At 32.8% G+C, this 13,527-nt stretch carries 16 protein-coding genes; 7 read left to right on the forward strand and 9 right to left on the reverse strand.

What is annotated here, in order from left to right:
- Positions 1–46 precede the first annotated feature (46 nt).
- Both BUB42_RS05620 and BUB42_RS05625 read right to left on the reverse strand, forming a co-directional pair.
- Positions 47–742 carry a ZIP family metal transporter gene (locus BUB42_RS05620; RefSeq protein WP_073018048.1) on the reverse strand — a complete coding sequence of 232 codons (696 nt, stop codon included), beginning with the start codon at positions 740–742 and terminating at the stop codon, positions 47–49.
- Positions 743–1,507 carry a class I SAM-dependent methyltransferase gene (locus tag BUB42_RS05625; RefSeq protein WP_073018050.1) on the reverse strand — a complete coding sequence of 255 codons (765 nt, stop codon included), beginning with the start codon at positions 1,505–1,507 and terminating at the stop codon, positions 743–745.
- A 94-nt stretch (positions 1,508–1,601) separates the two neighbouring features.
- Between BUB42_RS05625 and BUB42_RS05630 the strand changes: the two genes are divergently transcribed.
- Together BUB42_RS05630 and BUB42_RS05635 are read left to right on the forward strand one after the other, a co-directional pair.
- Positions 1,602–2,825 carry a THUMP domain-containing class I SAM-dependent RNA methyltransferase gene (locus BUB42_RS05630; RefSeq protein WP_073018052.1) on the forward strand — a complete coding sequence of 408 codons (1,224 nt, stop codon included), beginning with the start codon at positions 1,602–1,604 and terminating at the stop codon, positions 2,823–2,825.
- Positions 2,826–2,879: 54 nt separating this feature from the next.
- On the forward strand, positions 2,880–3,116 hold the full coding sequence (locus tag BUB42_RS05635) for a hypothetical protein (RefSeq protein WP_073018054.1): 237 nt from the start codon (positions 2,880–2,882) through the stop codon (positions 3,114–3,116).
- Between the two features lie 401 nt (positions 3,117–3,517).
- On the opposite strand, the gene BUB42_RS05640 is transcribed toward BUB42_RS05635, so the two are convergent.
- From BUB42_RS05640 to BUB42_RS05655, 4 genes are all read right to left on the reverse strand, one after another.
- Positions 3,518–4,357, reverse strand: a complete 840-nt coding sequence (locus tag BUB42_RS05640; protein ID WP_073018056.1) for a DUF6048 family protein — start codon at positions 4,355–4,357, stop codon at positions 3,518–3,520.
- Positions 4,329–4,850: a DUF6452 family protein gene (locus BUB42_RS05645; RefSeq protein WP_073018058.1), complete on the reverse strand. Its 522-nt coding sequence runs from the start codon at positions 4,848–4,850 to the stop codon at positions 4,329–4,331. The genes BUB42_RS05640 and BUB42_RS05645 overlap by 29 nt, the downstream gene beginning before the upstream one ends.
- Before the next feature lie 180 nt (positions 4,851–5,030).
- A complete protein-coding gene (gene rlmD / locus BUB42_RS05650; protein ID WP_073018060.1) occupies positions 5,031–6,449 on the reverse strand; it encodes a 23S rRNA (uracil(1939)-C(5))-methyltransferase RlmD in 1,419 nt (472 codons plus the stop codon).
- 264 nt (positions 6,450–6,713) lie between these two features.
- Positions 6,714–7,358 carry an SGNH/GDSL hydrolase family protein gene (locus BUB42_RS05655; protein ID WP_073018062.1) on the reverse strand — a complete coding sequence of 215 codons (645 nt, stop codon included), beginning with the start codon at positions 7,356–7,358 and terminating at the stop codon, positions 6,714–6,716.
- A 385-nt stretch (positions 7,359–7,743) separates the two neighbouring features.
- Here BUB42_RS05655 and BUB42_RS05660 point away from each other — a divergent pair, with 385 nt between their 5' ends.
- The gene (locus tag BUB42_RS05660; protein WP_073018064.1) at positions 7,744–8,154 is read left to right on the forward strand and encodes an OsmC family peroxiredoxin; all 411 of its coding nucleotides are present in this window, start codon (positions 7,744–7,746) and stop codon (positions 8,152–8,154) included.
- A 67-nt stretch (positions 8,155–8,221) separates the two neighbouring features.
- On the opposite strand, the gene cysM is transcribed toward BUB42_RS05660, so the two are convergent.
- Positions 8,222–9,109, reverse strand: coding sequence for a cysteine synthase CysM (gene cysM, locus BUB42_RS05665; protein ID WP_073018066.1), 888 nt, complete (start codon positions 9,107–9,109; stop codon positions 8,222–8,224).
- A 366-nt stretch (positions 9,110–9,475) separates the two neighbouring features.
- On the opposite strand from cysM, the gene BUB42_RS05670 reads away from it, so the two are divergent.
- Positions 9,476–10,174 carry a DUF1003 domain-containing protein gene (locus tag BUB42_RS05670; protein ID WP_073018068.1) on the forward strand — a complete coding sequence of 233 codons (699 nt, stop codon included), beginning with the start codon at positions 9,476–9,478 and terminating at the stop codon, positions 10,172–10,174.
- A 35-nt stretch (positions 10,175–10,209) separates the two neighbouring features.
- On the opposite strand, the gene BUB42_RS05675 is transcribed toward BUB42_RS05670, so the two are convergent.
- Entirely contained in the window at positions 10,210–10,488 is a 279-nt protein-coding gene (locus BUB42_RS05675; protein ID WP_073018070.1) for a DUF2752 domain-containing protein, read from the reverse strand.
- Between the two features lie 99 nt (positions 10,489–10,587).
- On the opposite strand from BUB42_RS05675, the gene BUB42_RS05680 reads away from it, so the two are divergent.
- Together BUB42_RS05680 and BUB42_RS05685 are read left to right on the forward strand one after the other, a co-directional pair.
- Complete coding sequence (locus tag BUB42_RS05680) at positions 10,588–10,770, forward strand: hypothetical protein (RefSeq protein WP_073018072.1); 183 nt, start codon at positions 10,588–10,590, stop codon at positions 10,768–10,770.
- Complete coding sequence (locus BUB42_RS05685) at positions 10,763–11,314, forward strand: Smr/MutS family protein (protein ID WP_073018074.1); 552 nt, start codon at positions 10,763–10,765, stop codon at positions 11,312–11,314. Before BUB42_RS05680 ends, BUB42_RS05685 begins: the two co-directional genes overlap by 8 nt.
- A 133-nt stretch (positions 11,315–11,447) precedes the next feature.
- Here BUB42_RS05685 and BUB42_RS05690 read toward each other — a convergent pair whose 3' ends face one another.
- Complete coding sequence (locus BUB42_RS05690) at positions 11,448–12,395, reverse strand: hypothetical protein (protein ID WP_139257297.1); 948 nt, start codon at positions 12,393–12,395, stop codon at positions 11,448–11,450.
- Between the two features lie 206 nt (positions 12,396–12,601).
- Here BUB42_RS05690 and BUB42_RS05695 point away from each other — a divergent pair, with 206 nt between their 5' ends.
- Positions 12,602–13,522: an EamA family transporter gene (locus tag BUB42_RS05695; RefSeq protein ID WP_073018077.1), complete on the forward strand. Its 921-nt coding sequence runs from the start codon at positions 12,602–12,604 to the stop codon at positions 13,520–13,522.
- Positions 13,523–13,527: the final 5 nt, after the last annotated feature.

The raw sequence follows: 13,527 nt of genomic DNA on the forward strand, positions 1-13,527 counted from the left end.
GTGTATAGCCCAGTTTCGCTGCGACAAACGCGGCCAAATTATTAAATTATAAAAAATATGCCAATGCAATGCCAATGACAATCATTGAAACTTTGGCAATATTAAATTTATGTCCTTCACTACTTTCAAAAATAATGGTCGACGAAATATGAAATAAAATACCAATTACAACCGCTGTAATTTGGCTATGATAGCGTTGCAACCCTGTAAAATAATCTGCGGCTAGTGTTCCTAGCGGCGTCATTAAAGCAAATGTCATCATGAATACAAAAATTGCTTTTTTGTTTAAGCGTGAATTTAAAAAAAATGTTGTCAAGATAATGGCTATTGGCAAATGGTGAATTGCAATTCCCAGTGCTAAATTACTATGATTATGACCTATTGGAAATCCTTCTAAAAAAGCATGAATACATAGGCTTATAAACAATGACCAAGGAATATGCGACATGTTTGGGTGTCCATGAACATGCCCATGTTCCGCACCTTTTGAGAAAAATTCTAAGATGATTTGGAATAAAATCCCTAACATAATATATATACCTGCAGTATAATTGTATTTATTAGGAATAGTATCTGAATCAACTTGATATACATCTGGTAATAAATGCATTACAGTTAAGGAAAGTAGGAATGAGCCACTAAAAGCTAATAATAACTTTAAATTTATCTTGTTTTTTGGTTTTAAAACCAGCGCAATTACATATCCTATGAGTACGGAAAGTAAGGGTAAAATGTAATTCATTTATTTAAAAATCATAATTAAGCGCTCACTCTCTGTTTTGTGGAATTTTTTCAGTTTATAATCTCCAAAAATATCAAGTAAATAAATTCCTGCTTCTTCCATTAATTCCTCGAAATCTTTTAAAGTCAAAGCTTTCACCTTTTCAATAAAATGAAAGGATTGTCCTTCGTCAACAAAATCGATTTCTTTATAAATGTGTCCATTTTTTTCGTAGCGTTTTATGTGAAAATCAATTCCATCAACAGTTTTTATTTCTTCAGGAATCAAAGTATTAAGAACTTGATGAACATTCATAAAATCAATTGCTGCAAACCCATATTCAGTCAAGCTTTCTTTAATAGCTTTGAGTGTAGTTAAGTTGTCTTCGTCATTTTCGAAATAACCAAAGCTAGTAAACAAATTGAAAATGGCATCATATTTTTCTTCAAAAGGTTCACGCATGTCATGCACCTTGAAGTGAAGTGTTTCGTTAGAGTTTTTACTGGCTTCCTCTATACTATTCTCAGATAAATCAGCTCCAAGAACATCAAAACCCAATTGGTTTAAATAAATGGAATGACGTCCTTTTCCGCATGCTAAATCCAAAACTTTTGCTTTTTCAGGAAGATTGAGATAATGCGTCAAATTATCCATGAAAATTTGCGCTTCTCTGTAATTGCGCTCTTTATATAATATATGATAATATGGAGTATCAAACCATGAGGAGTACCACTTTTCAGGAGGTTTTATTTTATTTTCTGTTGACAGTTTTTCAGCTTCAGACATTTATTCTTTTTCAATTAATTCGATTCAGGCAAAATTAGTGTATTTTTGCCAAATATAACGATAACAATGCCCACTTTAAGGGCAAAGGAGGCAAATGGAAGATAATTTTAAAATGGTTGCCAAAACCTTTTTTGGTTTTGAGGAGATATTAGCAAAAGAGTTGCAAATGCTGGGTGCGCAAAATGTCGAGCAAGGAGTACGAATGGTAAGTTTTAAGGGAGATAAAGGATTTATGTATAAAGCAAATTTAGCTTTACGTACCGCTTTAAAAATCCTAAAACCTATTTATTTTTTTAAGGCTAATAATGAACAAGCTTTGTACAAAGGAATTGCCAGTATGAACTGGTCTAAATTGCTAAATGCAAATCAAACTTTTGTGATTGATACTACAGTGCACTCTGAATATTTTAATCACTCGGAATTTGTTTCTCAAAAGTGTAAAGATGCTATTGTAGATCAGTTTCGTGAAAGAACAGGTCAGCGGCCAAGTATTGATAAAGTACATCCTGATTTACGAATTAACATTCATATTGATAAAGACCAAGTTTCTGTTGCATTAGACACTTCTGGGAATGCATTAAACCAGCGCGGTTATAGAACAGCAACTAATATTGCTCCTATAAATGAAGTTCTTGCCGCAGGAATTTTGTTGCTTTCGGGTTGGGATGGACAAACAGATTTTTTAGATCCGATGTGCGGTTCTGGAACTTTTCTTGCTGAGGCTGCTATGATTGCTTGTAATATTCCAGCAAATATCAATCGTAAAGAATTTGCTTTTGAAAAATGGAACGATTGGGATAATGATCTTTTTGATGCCATTTCAGACAGTTTATTAAAACGTGTTCGGGAGTTTCATCATACTATAAAAGGTTACGATAAAGCACCTAGTGCCGTGCAAAAAGCAAAAGATAACATCAAAAATGCAAACTTAGACGATTACATTACAATTGAAGAGAACAACTTTTTTGATACTCTCAAAAGTTCCGAAGGTAAGTTACATATTGTTTTTAATCCGCCGTATGATGAACGTTTGGATATTCACATGGAAGAATTTTATAAAAATATTGGAGACACCTTGAAGAAAAATTATCCAGGAACTAATGCGTGGATGATTACTGCAAATCTTGAAGCACTGAAATATGTTGGATTAAAACCGTCTAGAAAAATTAAACTTTTCAATGCAGGTTTAGAAGCCAGATTAGTAAAATACGAAATGTACGAAGGAAGTAAGAGAACTAAATTTGCTTCGGCTACTCTTTCTGAAGGCGCGGATGGAGCTGCGGAGAAAATTTCACCTAATCTTGATGCTAGTCTATAAATTGGTGCGGAAAATTAATTTTTTATTAGAGACAACCTGTAAATTCACTAAACGATGAGTAAATTACAAATAAGAGCATTCCTTTATCAATTAGGATGCTTTGCGATATTATTTATTTCTGCTAGATATTTAGTAGAACAATACACTAATCTAACAGGTTATTGGATTCCCGTAACTGCTTTTTTCGTTGGCACAATCCTTTCACCAAAATTTCAGGCTGTAAAAACTAAAGACGGCGAAAAGTTTTACATGAAATGGATTTTCATGAAAGATGTAAAGGAAATTGGATAGTTTTTTTTAGAAAATTGGATAATTAGAAAATTAGATAATTTGAAAATGTGAAATAATTAAAAAATTGGTTATTTTAAAATAATTTGGGTTTAACCGAAAAAAGAGGTGATTTTTAAAATATCATCTCTTTTTTTATGCAGTCTTTTCAATTAACTAATTGCTTTATTTTTTAATTTTCTACTTGTCATATTTCTTCTTGACTAATACCAAATGGTCTTTGAAATTACTTTCATGTTTTTGTCAAATCGGGCGCAGTCGAGATTACGAACAACTTACAAACAACGTTTCGTGCTTCATTACAATAATAATGACGCAGTTAGCCTGAGAAATTTCAATTCTTTTTAACAGTAAATAGAAGATATTAATAGTATAATTATCTCATTGAGACATTTTCTAATTCACTACTTCACAATTGTTTTTATTTTCTTTTTATAAATTGGAACAAAATAAGTTACTGTATAGTTAAAACCCACTCCAAAACTACCATCATACGTTCTATTGAAACCAGGAATATAAAGGTTAGAAAATGTATCTGGCTCTTTATTCGTTACTAATCGATTTAATCTAAGGCTAAAACCTAGAAAAACATTATCAAATACTTTGGCTTTCAATCCTGCAACAACTTCAATCCAACTGGCTGACAAGCCATTAAACTGTTGTCCTGATTGAATTATAGGAGTTTCTTGAAAATACGGGGTAGAATTGTAAATTCTGTAATTATTTAATCTTTGGTTAAAAGTACTAAAACCATATCGCAGTCCAATTGAAATAATATTTTCCATGTTCAGCCAGTTTTGATAGCCATTGTAATCAAATCCTACTTTTAGGTAAGAACCTTTGGTGGTGAAATTCACGCGATCATCGTCGGTTGTTTTGTTTTCATTTCCCAGTTCGGCGGCTAAAAAGTACTTTTTGGTTAAGCGATAATCTCCCACAACTTCTAGCCCTTTGTAATTGCTATCGTACAAACCGCGTGTCAATTTATACAAATCTAGCCCTACTCTTAAACCATATCGATCTATTTTTTGAATAACGGAATCTTTTTTTTGTGCGGCAGGCTCAATTTTCACCAATTTTGTAGGTGCTTCAGGAATTTGTTGTTTTTCAATAACTGCTGGAACACTTTTTTCCTGAGTAACTTTTTTAGTTGGTTTTACTCGTGGACTTGTTTCTTGAGAATGCGCCACCAGCAGTGATAAAAAAAGAAAAAAACTAAAAATAAATTTCAATATGTATTTCATTTTCGCTAGTTATATTATTTTTTTTTACCACAATAGATTTGATCCATTTTCGATTTTCAGCAATTGGATCAGTATGCGTAAAAGGATTTACAGGATCCAATGTAAAAATTGTTTTGTATCCGCACGCTCTCGAAACAAAAAGTTCCTGAGTGCTATAATCAAATTTGATAATATCCTCGTCAACTAAATCAACATTCGCATTACCAGAATTTAAAGTCAAACTAAAAGTGGTAGTGGTTCCAACAGTTCTTAGTGGAAGCGAAATGGTATTTGAACTTGTTGTTTCTGATCCATTAATTAACACACCGCTCGTCATTCCGTCACCAACTACCTTTAGATTTGACACACTTTTTTTAACCGAAGGATTTGTAAAGTCAAAAAAGTTAATTACTAATCTTGGAGTAGTAGGCGTATTGGCATCACAAATATCATCTTTCTCACAACTGGAAAAAGATAGCGCTACCGCAAACAAAGCTAAAATTATTTTTTTCATAAAATGGTAAAAGTTCAAAGTCTAACGTCTAAAGTCCAAAGTGAAAAGTGAAAAATTTTTCCTGTTGGTTATTCTTAAGTATATTCAAAAATAAATAACAATCTAAAATCTGAAATTCAAAATCGATTGACATAAAAAATCATTATTCAAAAATAGTGATTTCGTTTCCCCCTTTGGGGGTCAGGGGGCTTTCTTTTCCAATAGAACCACATTCTCCACATGATGCGTTTGTGGAAACATATCTACCGGTCGTACACGAGTAACTTTATACTTCTCATCCATTAAAGCTAAATCACGCGCTTGCGTGGCCGAATTGCAACTAACGTAAACCACTTTTTGAGGGGCAATTTTCATGATTTGTTCTATCACGTCTTTGTGCATACCGTCTCGCGGTGGATCAGTAATAATAACATCGGGATGACCATGTTCAGCGATAAAATCATCATTGAACACTACTTTCATATCACCTACAAAGAATTCGCAATTAGTAATTTCATTGCGTTCAGCGTTCAGTTTTGCATCTTTTATAGCTTCAGGAACACTTTCTACACCTATTACTTTTTTAGCGTTTTTAGAAACAAATTGCGCAATTGTGCCTGTTCCTGTGTATAAATCATAAACTAATTCCTTGCCAGTTAATCCTGCAAAATCTCTCGTTATTTTGTATAATTCGTAAGCTTGATCAGAATTTGTTTGGTAAAAAGATTTTGCATTAATGCTAAATTTTAACCCTTCCATTTCTTCTAAAATGTAGTCTCTGCCTTTGTATAACTTGATATCAGTGTCATAAAGTGTGTCATTTGCTTTACTGTTTATAACGTATTGTAAAGAGGTTATTTGAGGGAATTTCTCGTAAAGATGGTTTAAAAGTAATTCTCTATTAGCTTTGTCATTTTCGAAAAACTGAATCAAAACCATAATCTCTCCAGTTGAAGCCGTGCGCAACATTAAGGTTCTCAACAAACCAGAATGGTCTCTTGGGTTAAAAAACGTCAACCCGTTTGCATTTGCAAAGTCGCGAACTTCATTTCTAATAGCATTTGATGGATCTTCCTGTAAATGACATTTATTGATGTCCAAGATTTTGTCCCACATTTTTGGAATATGAAAACCTAGGGCATTTCTGTTTCCCAAATCTTCCGTGCTGCCAATTTCGGCTTCGGTCAACCAACGGCTGTTCGAAAAAGAAAATTCCATTTTGTTTCTGTAAAAAAACTGCTTTTCTGAACCTAAAATTGGTTCAAATTCGGGAAGTTCAACTTTACCTATTCGTTGTAAGTGATTTAAAACTTCATTTTGCTTGTAATACAATTGTTGGCTATATTTCATGTTTTGCCATTTGCAACCGCCGCAAACTCCAAAATGTTCGCATATAGGTTCTATCCTATGCTCAGAATATTCATGAAAATGAACTGCTTTTCCTTCGTAATAAGCTTTGCGCTTTTTAAAAGTTTGTACATCTACCACATCGCCAGGAACGACATTTGGGATGAAAATTACTTTTCCATCGGGAGCCTTTGCTACCGAAACGCCTTTTGCACCAGCATCAAGGACTTTTATTTGATGAAAGACAACTTTGTCTGTATTTTTCTTAGCCATGGCGCAAAAATAAACCTTTGGTTGGTTTAATAAATTCAAATTTCAAAATATTTTCAAAAAGTCTCCTTTTTATTTGGGCCTCATCCTGCTTTCCGCTGCAAATCCTCGTTTCATAAGCCTAAAACCGGCTATAAAAGGAGCTTCCTTTGGTCGCTCTTTTATCGCACGGTTTTTTGGGCTTATGCCACTGCGGGTTTTCCGCTGCAATCAGGGGCAGGGGAGATGCGAATATGATTTCGTCGATTTCCAAATACTTTTCTAAACTTAATTTTTCATTAAAGCACGTTCAATGGCTTTCTCCACAAGGGGAGCCATAATTTGATAGCCAGCTATGTTGGGATGAACGCCATCATTGGAGAATTCTATTTTTAATCCTCCTTTATCATCCACCATCGAAGAGTAATAGTCGACATAAATAAGATCATTCTCAGTAGCATAATTGATTAGAATTTTGTTCAAATCTTTAATTTTTTCAATAGGTTCTTGGTTGGGTTTCCAGCTAAAATCAGCTGCGGGCAAAATAGAGCAAATGATAACTTTTATCTGATTTGCTTTGGCTATTTCTACCATAGAAAAAATATTATCCCTAATCATTTCAATACTAGAAAAACCAGTATTTCCAGCAATATCATTAATTCCAGCTAAGATTATTACCGCAGTTGGATGTAGAGCAACCACATCGGCTCTAAAACGAACTAACATTTGAGGAGTTGTTTGACCGCTAATTCCACGGTTGATATATGGTTTGTTTAAAAAAAATTGGGGATAAATCGTACTCCAGATTTCAGTAATCGAATCGCCCATGAAAACAATCCTTTTTTCTTCATAAATAATAATTTGAAGTTGCGAATTTTGAGTTTGGTATTTAGTTAAATTGGCCCAGTCTTGAGTTTTTTCTTGGTTCTTCATACATATTTGTAAAAGTGCTATTTAGTATTTATTTTAAAAAAAAAAGGATTAATAATTTTAGACTTCTAAATGCTAAAAATAAAATTACCGAAATGGAAGGCAGTACTTTAAACTTTCGTTAAAAATAATCTATTCCCTTATTTCTTTTTTTTGAAAGTCTTAAATTTGAGAACATAATATTATCGAATTGTAAATAGATTTTTCATTTTAAAATTAATAGAACGTTTTATTTCTAAAACTTTATTCGCGAAATTATGTTTTTAAAACGATAATAAATAACTCATTAAAAACTATAATTATGAAATGAGCATGATCTAGATTTGGTCGCAAACACCGATGAAGATATGCGAATTCCATATTCCAATAAAAAACAAACAAAACACATATGAAAAAAAATGCAACAGCAGTCTGGAATGGTTCTCTTAAAGAAGGACATGGAAAACTTACAACGCAAAGTACTACACTTCACGATACACAATACTCGTTTAAATCTCGATTTGAAGAAGGTGTAGGAACGAACCCTGAAGAACTGATTGCAGCAGCGCACGCAGGTTGTTTTACAATGCAATTATCAGCATATCTCAGTGAGGAAGGTTTTGAAATTGACAGCATCGAATCTAAATGTGACATAGATTTAGTGAATGGCGCTATTGTTACTTCTCACTTAACGATTGCTGCTAAAATAAAAGACATAACTGATTCTGTTTTTCAACAACACGTAACAAAAGCAGAGAAAAACTGTCCGATTTCGAAGGTTTTGAATGCAGCTATTTCTACATCTGCTACTTTAGTTTAAAAATAATGAAAATAGGGATTGGTTTTGTAGCAAAACCAATCCCTATTTAAATTTATTTCGTCTGAGTTTAATCAAATAAGTCAGATGATAAATACCGATCTCCTCGATCACAAATAATCGCGACAATCACGCCGGATTCTAATGTATTCGCTATTTTTATTGCAGCAGTAACTGATCCACCACTACTCATTCCAGCAAAAATTCCTTCTTCCAGAGCCAATCGCTTTGTCATTGCACGTGCTTCTTTCTCTGAAACTTCAATTAAGACATCCACTTTTGAGGCATCGTAAATTTTTGGAAGATATTCTTGAGGCCATTTTCTAATTCCAGGAATTTGAGAACCATCGCTGGGTTGCGCGCCTATGATTTGGATCAATGGATTCCTTTCTTTGAGATAAGCGGATGTTCCAACGATTGTTCCAGTGGTTCCCATTGCAGCCACAAAGTGAGTGACCGTTCCTTCAGTGTCATTCCACACTTCTGGTCCTGTTGTTTTGTAATGCGCTTTCCAATTATCGTCATTGGCGAACTGATTTAGCATAACATATCCTCCTTCGGCCAATTTTTTATCAGCATAATCTCTTGAGCCTATAATTCCTGTACTCGCGGGTGTCAAAATCACTGTTGCGCCATAAGCACGCATTGTTTGGGTGCGCTCTTTTGTGGAATCTTCTGGCAGCACTAGTTCAATTTCTATGTCGAATAATTGCGCAATCATCGCGAGAGCAATACCAGTATTGCCGCTTGTGGCCTCAATCAGTTTATCTCCTTTTTTAATATCGCCTCTATCTATGGCAGATTTTATCATGTTGTAAGCCGCGCGATCTTTTACACTTCCTCCTGGATTATTGCCTTCTAATTTCAATAAAAGTTTGACGTTTTTATTTTGAATTAAAGTCGTCGATTCTACTAGTGGTGTATTACCTATTAGATTCACTATTTTTTGATATTTCATAATATGTTTTGTAAATGTTATGATGGCTTTTACTAATCGCATACGTGATTATAAAGCGCAGTTGTTTATGTTGTTTGCAGTAAAAAGAAGTTTATTTTTAGCAACAACACGAAGATTTGGTAGAGAAAATAAAATACCAGAAAATCATTAACTTTAATTTAAATGTTGACAGCAAAGATATTGAAGTATTTGGAATTAAGCCAAGCACTTATCAAAACCTACTGTTTTTATATCGATAGTTTTTAACAAAATTGTGATTAATTTTATCTTATAAAAAGGGAACTTATGTATGCGTATCTTTTTTACAAAAGGAAAAGGATATAATTTAATAGAAATAACTTTAAATTAGCTTTTAAATAGCGAAGCATGAAGAAGAATTTAACTTTTATAAGCGATATTTCTAAGAAAGAATTCAAAGCCGATGATAAGATTTCTGCTAAAACACTTAGAAATCCAATATTATCATTAATCCAGAGTGACTTTCCTGATTTTGATGAGAAAAGTTTCCTAACCATTGAAGAGCTCAATTTGTACAGGGAGAAATATATTTCTAATTATCTCTCGGTTGAAATTGGAGAACTTACTAATTTAGAAAATAAAGTGATTGGGTCGCTTCAGGAGGGCGTGTCGATAGTAAGTAGTTTAGAGGAGGATTTAGGCATTCGAACTTTTGGGCAAAAAGTAGCTGATAGAGTAGCTGCTTTTGGCGGAAGCTGGAAATTTATAATTCTCTTTGGCATCTTTATTTTATTATGGATTTTGGCTAATATTTATTTGCTTCTCAATAAAGGATTTGATCCGTATCCATTTATTTTATTGAATTTAATTTTATCTTGCTTAGCAGCATTGCAAGCGCCAGTGATAATGATGAGTCAAAACCGTCAGGAGGAAAAAGATAGAGAAAGAGCTAAAAAAGATTACATGATCAATCTAAAATCAGAACTTGAAATAAGGATGTTGCATGAAAAGTTAGATCATTTAATTATGCATCAGCAAGAAGAATTAATAGAAATTCAGAAGGTTCAAATCGAAATGATGAATGACATATTATCTCGAATAAAATAATTTTTCATAAAAATCATTACGAATTCAAAATGGGTCTAGTAGTGCTTATAAATGTAACTAGCAACCATAAAAATTCCATTTAATACAGCTGAAATAAAAATTAGATTGTTGTAGTTTTTACTTTTTTGAATAAAGCTTAAAGCAATAATTCCTAGAAATAAAATGGTGGTGATAAGTGCTGGATACATTTTGAAAGATCCTGAAAAATCGCCTTGTAGTAACAAAACGAAACTGCGTTGAAATCCGCAGCCTAAACATTCGATTCCAAAGAGTGTTTTACTTAAACAAGGAAACATATATTTTTCTAAATCCATTGTTTTATTTTTTACAATTTTACGAAAAAATAAGTAACGGCTGAAAAAATTTATCGGCAATGTTAAATTGATTACTTTTGGAATCTGATATTTTTAAAGATGAAAAAATTTATAATCCCCATAATGATTATTGCCATTGTTGTTGCGTTGTATCAGCAGACAAGCGCCGATAAAAATATATACATAATGGTTATTGCAATTGTAATTTTTATGATTGGAATGATGCAGCTGAGTGCTAAAACGCCAAGTAAAAACCAAGATAAAGAAGATACAGATGTTTAATAAGGGAGACAAAGTTTCAGTGCTTGACGAAGACATGAATGGGGTAGTGTTATCAGTGAAAGATAATCAAGTTACTATTGAAACAGAAGATGGATTTGTGATGACTTTTAATGTCAAAGAACTTATTAAGATAAACAATACCAGTAACTTAATGGATTCTATCAAAAGAATTAATGTAGATGAAATTGCAAAAGAAAAGGAGATTCCAAAAGCGCGTAGCTTTGTGAAAGAAAAGAAATCCAAACACGAAATCCCAGCTCCAGAGTTTGATTTACATATAGAAAAACTAGTTCCCAATAAGCGAGGAATGTCAAATTATGATATTCTTACTTTGCAAACAGAAACAGCAAAACGTCATATAGAATTTGCTATTAGAAATAGAATTCCCAAGATTGTTTTTATTCATGGAGTTGGCGAAGGCGTGCTTAAAGCAGAGCTAGATTTTCTGCTTGGACGGTATGACAATATCGCTTTTATAGAAGGAAATTATCAAAAATACGGTCAAGGAGCAACGGAAGTTTTTATTAAACAAAGTGCAATGTAATCACACAACTTTATATTTAGAACTTCAAAAAAAGTCCAATTTTAAATAAATTTCACTGTTGAAAGTTATTTAAAATTGGACTTTTACAATTAGAAAACACGGTCATTAAACCAAATCACATTTAATTTACCATCTAATTTGTCGTCAATAATTCGCCATAAATGTAGTTATCACCCAAAAGAAAATCGCTATTACCTTTCTTTAATCGAGCTTTTTTAATGATTACAGTGTGTTTAAATCCGTTGCCGAAAACGGTAGTCGTGACCTCAATAGTCCCGCTAATGTTTTCTACTCCTGGTACAGCAATCCATTCTTCAACTAATGGCGGAGTTGCAGGAAGTACAGTTTTACAAAAGTAATCATCGGTAAGTAAGCCAGAAAATAATCTATAGGTGAGTTTGTTTTTAGTATCACTAATTAATCCAATTCTTGGAGAATTTAATGGTGTAGCTACGTTTACAACTAAGGTAGGGTCGATATCTAAAATAAAAGCTTCGCTGCTGTTTCTGTCATATAATTGTTTGGAAATTGGACATTGCTTTAAAATTTTGTTAAAGGCAAATGGCAATGCTGTAGCACCTATAATGTAATCGCCAAATATAAATGTTTCGTATACTTGAGTTCCTCCATTTGACTTAATAAAAGTGATGTTCTTAAAAGTGATATTGTGTCTGTAGCCAGAAATTTTCGAACTGTTGTCTTTATCATCTGTTGTTTTTACCGCTGTGGTTTTTATAATAATATTCCCTCCAGAAGCACTCCACTGATCAGAGACTACTGGAGTAGCGGGAGCAATAGTTTCACAGATCGTTTCGGTGCTAACAACATTATTGTAAAATCGATATACAACTCGATTTGTAGGACTTATTGTAAATTCTTGGTCAATCGTTTGCGTAGGAAAAGTTATTGCGTTAGCTTCAAAAATTAGCGCTTCGTTCTCGTTTAGTTTGAAGAGCAAGTTGTTTTGAGTGCATTTCTGCACAGCTACTTCATCAAAATTAATATTCTCTTGTGTTAAATCTCCATCATCACAACTATTTAATAAAACGGCTAGCGTTAGTAAACCTATTATTTTTTTCATTATCAAAATATTTATTACAAAAATAGAATTTTTAATTTGTTCCGATGCATTCACAATCAAAAATAGCACGCTTATATAAATTGTTTTAAGCTTTTTACACTCTATTCTTTTCAAAAATATTGATATATTTTGTTATTGATGGTTTGAACTTGGTTAACAATAAAAGCTTTGAAATCATTATCTTTGTAGCAAATTTTTAATGCCATATGTCACTTAATAAGTATTATTCTGCTGCTTTTATAGCGTTCTTTATTTGGGGTTTTTTCAGTTTTGCATTGAAACCGTTGCATAATTTTGCTTCTCTAGATATACTTTTTTATCGAGTATTTTTTAGCGTTATTATTATGGTTTTGGTAAACCTTTTTTTTCGTCAAAATATAATTCGTAGTAATTGGACAAATTTTAAAAATTGTGATTCAAAAAAGAAAAAAAGTATTGTTGTACTAACTTTAGGTGGAGGTGTTTTTTTAACGTTAAATTGGTTTGTTTTTATATACGTAGTGAACCACGTTAGTGTTAATGCAGCTTCTCTTGCCTATTTAATTTGTCCCATCCTAACAACGGTCTTTGCTTATTTAATATTATCAGAAAAACTTAGTAAATGGCAATGGGGAGCAGTTTTGATGAGTGTATTTGCCTGCGTTTTGCTTTCGTTGGATCATTTTGGTGATTTCTTTTATAGTTTAATTGTAGCCGCCACTTACGCTTTGTACCTTGTAAGTCAGCGTAAAAATAGTGAAATGGACAAATTTCTAACTTTGACCATTCAACTTGTTTTTACAGCAATAGTTTTAATTCCTTTTTATCCAAAATACAGTGGTGCTGTACCTACCCAGCCATTATTTTACGGATTTATGTTAATCATTGTGGTGCTGTTTACTATAATTCCGCTGTTTTTAAGCTTGTATGCGCTCAAGGGAATAAACTCTTCAGCTGTGGGAATAATGATTTATATCAACCCAATTATTAACTTTGTGTTGGCAATTTTTTACTACAATGAGCAAATTAGTTCGCTTCAGTATGTATCTTATTTTTTAATTTTAATTGCAATTGTAGTGTTTAATTATAAAGCGCTGCATTCGACAAAAAGCAACGTTATTCCACCAGAAATTGAGGGTTCTAATTAATTTTT

Origin of the sequence: Flavobacterium micromati (genome assembly GCF_900129585.1) — a bacterium.
GTDB lineage: Bacteria > Bacteroidota > Bacteroidia > Flavobacteriales > Flavobacteriaceae > Flavobacterium > Flavobacterium micromati.

Coding starts and splice junctions, on each gene's coding strand:
- BUB42_RS05620 (WP_073018048.1), bottom strand. CDS start 742: ATGAATTACATTTTACCCTTACTTTCCGTACTCATAGGATATGTAATT.
- BUB42_RS05625 (WP_073018050.1), bottom strand. CDS start 1,507: ATGTCTGAAGCTGAAAAACTGTCAACAGAAAATAAAATAAAACCTCCT.
- BUB42_RS05630 (WP_073018052.1), top strand. CDS start 1,602: ATGGAAGATAATTTTAAAATGGTTGCCAAAACCTTTTTTGGTTTTGAG.
- BUB42_RS05635 (WP_073018054.1), top strand. CDS start 2,880: ATGAGTAAATTACAAATAAGAGCATTCCTTTATCAATTAGGATGCTTT.
- BUB42_RS05640 (WP_073018056.1), bottom strand. CDS start 4,357: ATGAAATACATATTGAAATTTATTTTTAGTTTTTTTCTTTTTTTATCA.
- BUB42_RS05645 (WP_073018058.1), bottom strand. CDS start 4,850: ATGAAAAAAATAATTTTAGCTTTGTTTGCGGTAGCGCTATCTTTTTCC.
- rlmD (WP_073018060.1), bottom strand. CDS start 6,449: ATGGCTAAGAAAAATACAGACAAAGTTGTCTTTCATCAAATAAAAGTC.
- BUB42_RS05655 (WP_073018062.1), bottom strand. CDS start 7,358: ATGAAGAACCAAGAAAAAACTCAAGACTGGGCCAATTTAACTAAATAC.
- BUB42_RS05660 (WP_073018064.1), top strand. CDS start 7,744: ATGAAAAAAAATGCAACAGCAGTCTGGAATGGTTCTCTTAAAGAAGGA.
- cysM (WP_073018066.1), bottom strand. CDS start 9,109: ATGAAATATCAAAAAATAGTGAATCTAATAGGTAATACACCACTAGTA.
- BUB42_RS05670 (WP_073018068.1), top strand. CDS start 9,476: ATGAAGAAGAATTTAACTTTTATAAGCGATATTTCTAAGAAAGAATTC.
- BUB42_RS05675 (WP_073018070.1), bottom strand. CDS start 10,488: ATGGATTTAGAAAAATATATGTTTCCTTGTTTAAGTAAAACACTCTTT.
- BUB42_RS05680 (WP_073018072.1), top strand. CDS start 10,588: ATGAAAAAATTTATAATCCCCATAATGATTATTGCCATTGTTGTTGCG.
- BUB42_RS05685 (WP_073018074.1), top strand. CDS start 10,763: ATGTTTAATAAGGGAGACAAAGTTTCAGTGCTTGACGAAGACATGAAT.
- BUB42_RS05690 (WP_139257297.1), bottom strand. CDS start 12,395: ATGAAAAAAATAATAGGTTTACTAACGCTAGCCGTTTTATTAAATAGT.
- BUB42_RS05695 (WP_073018077.1), top strand. CDS start 12,602: ATGTCACTTAATAAGTATTATTCTGCTGCTTTTATAGCGTTCTTTATT.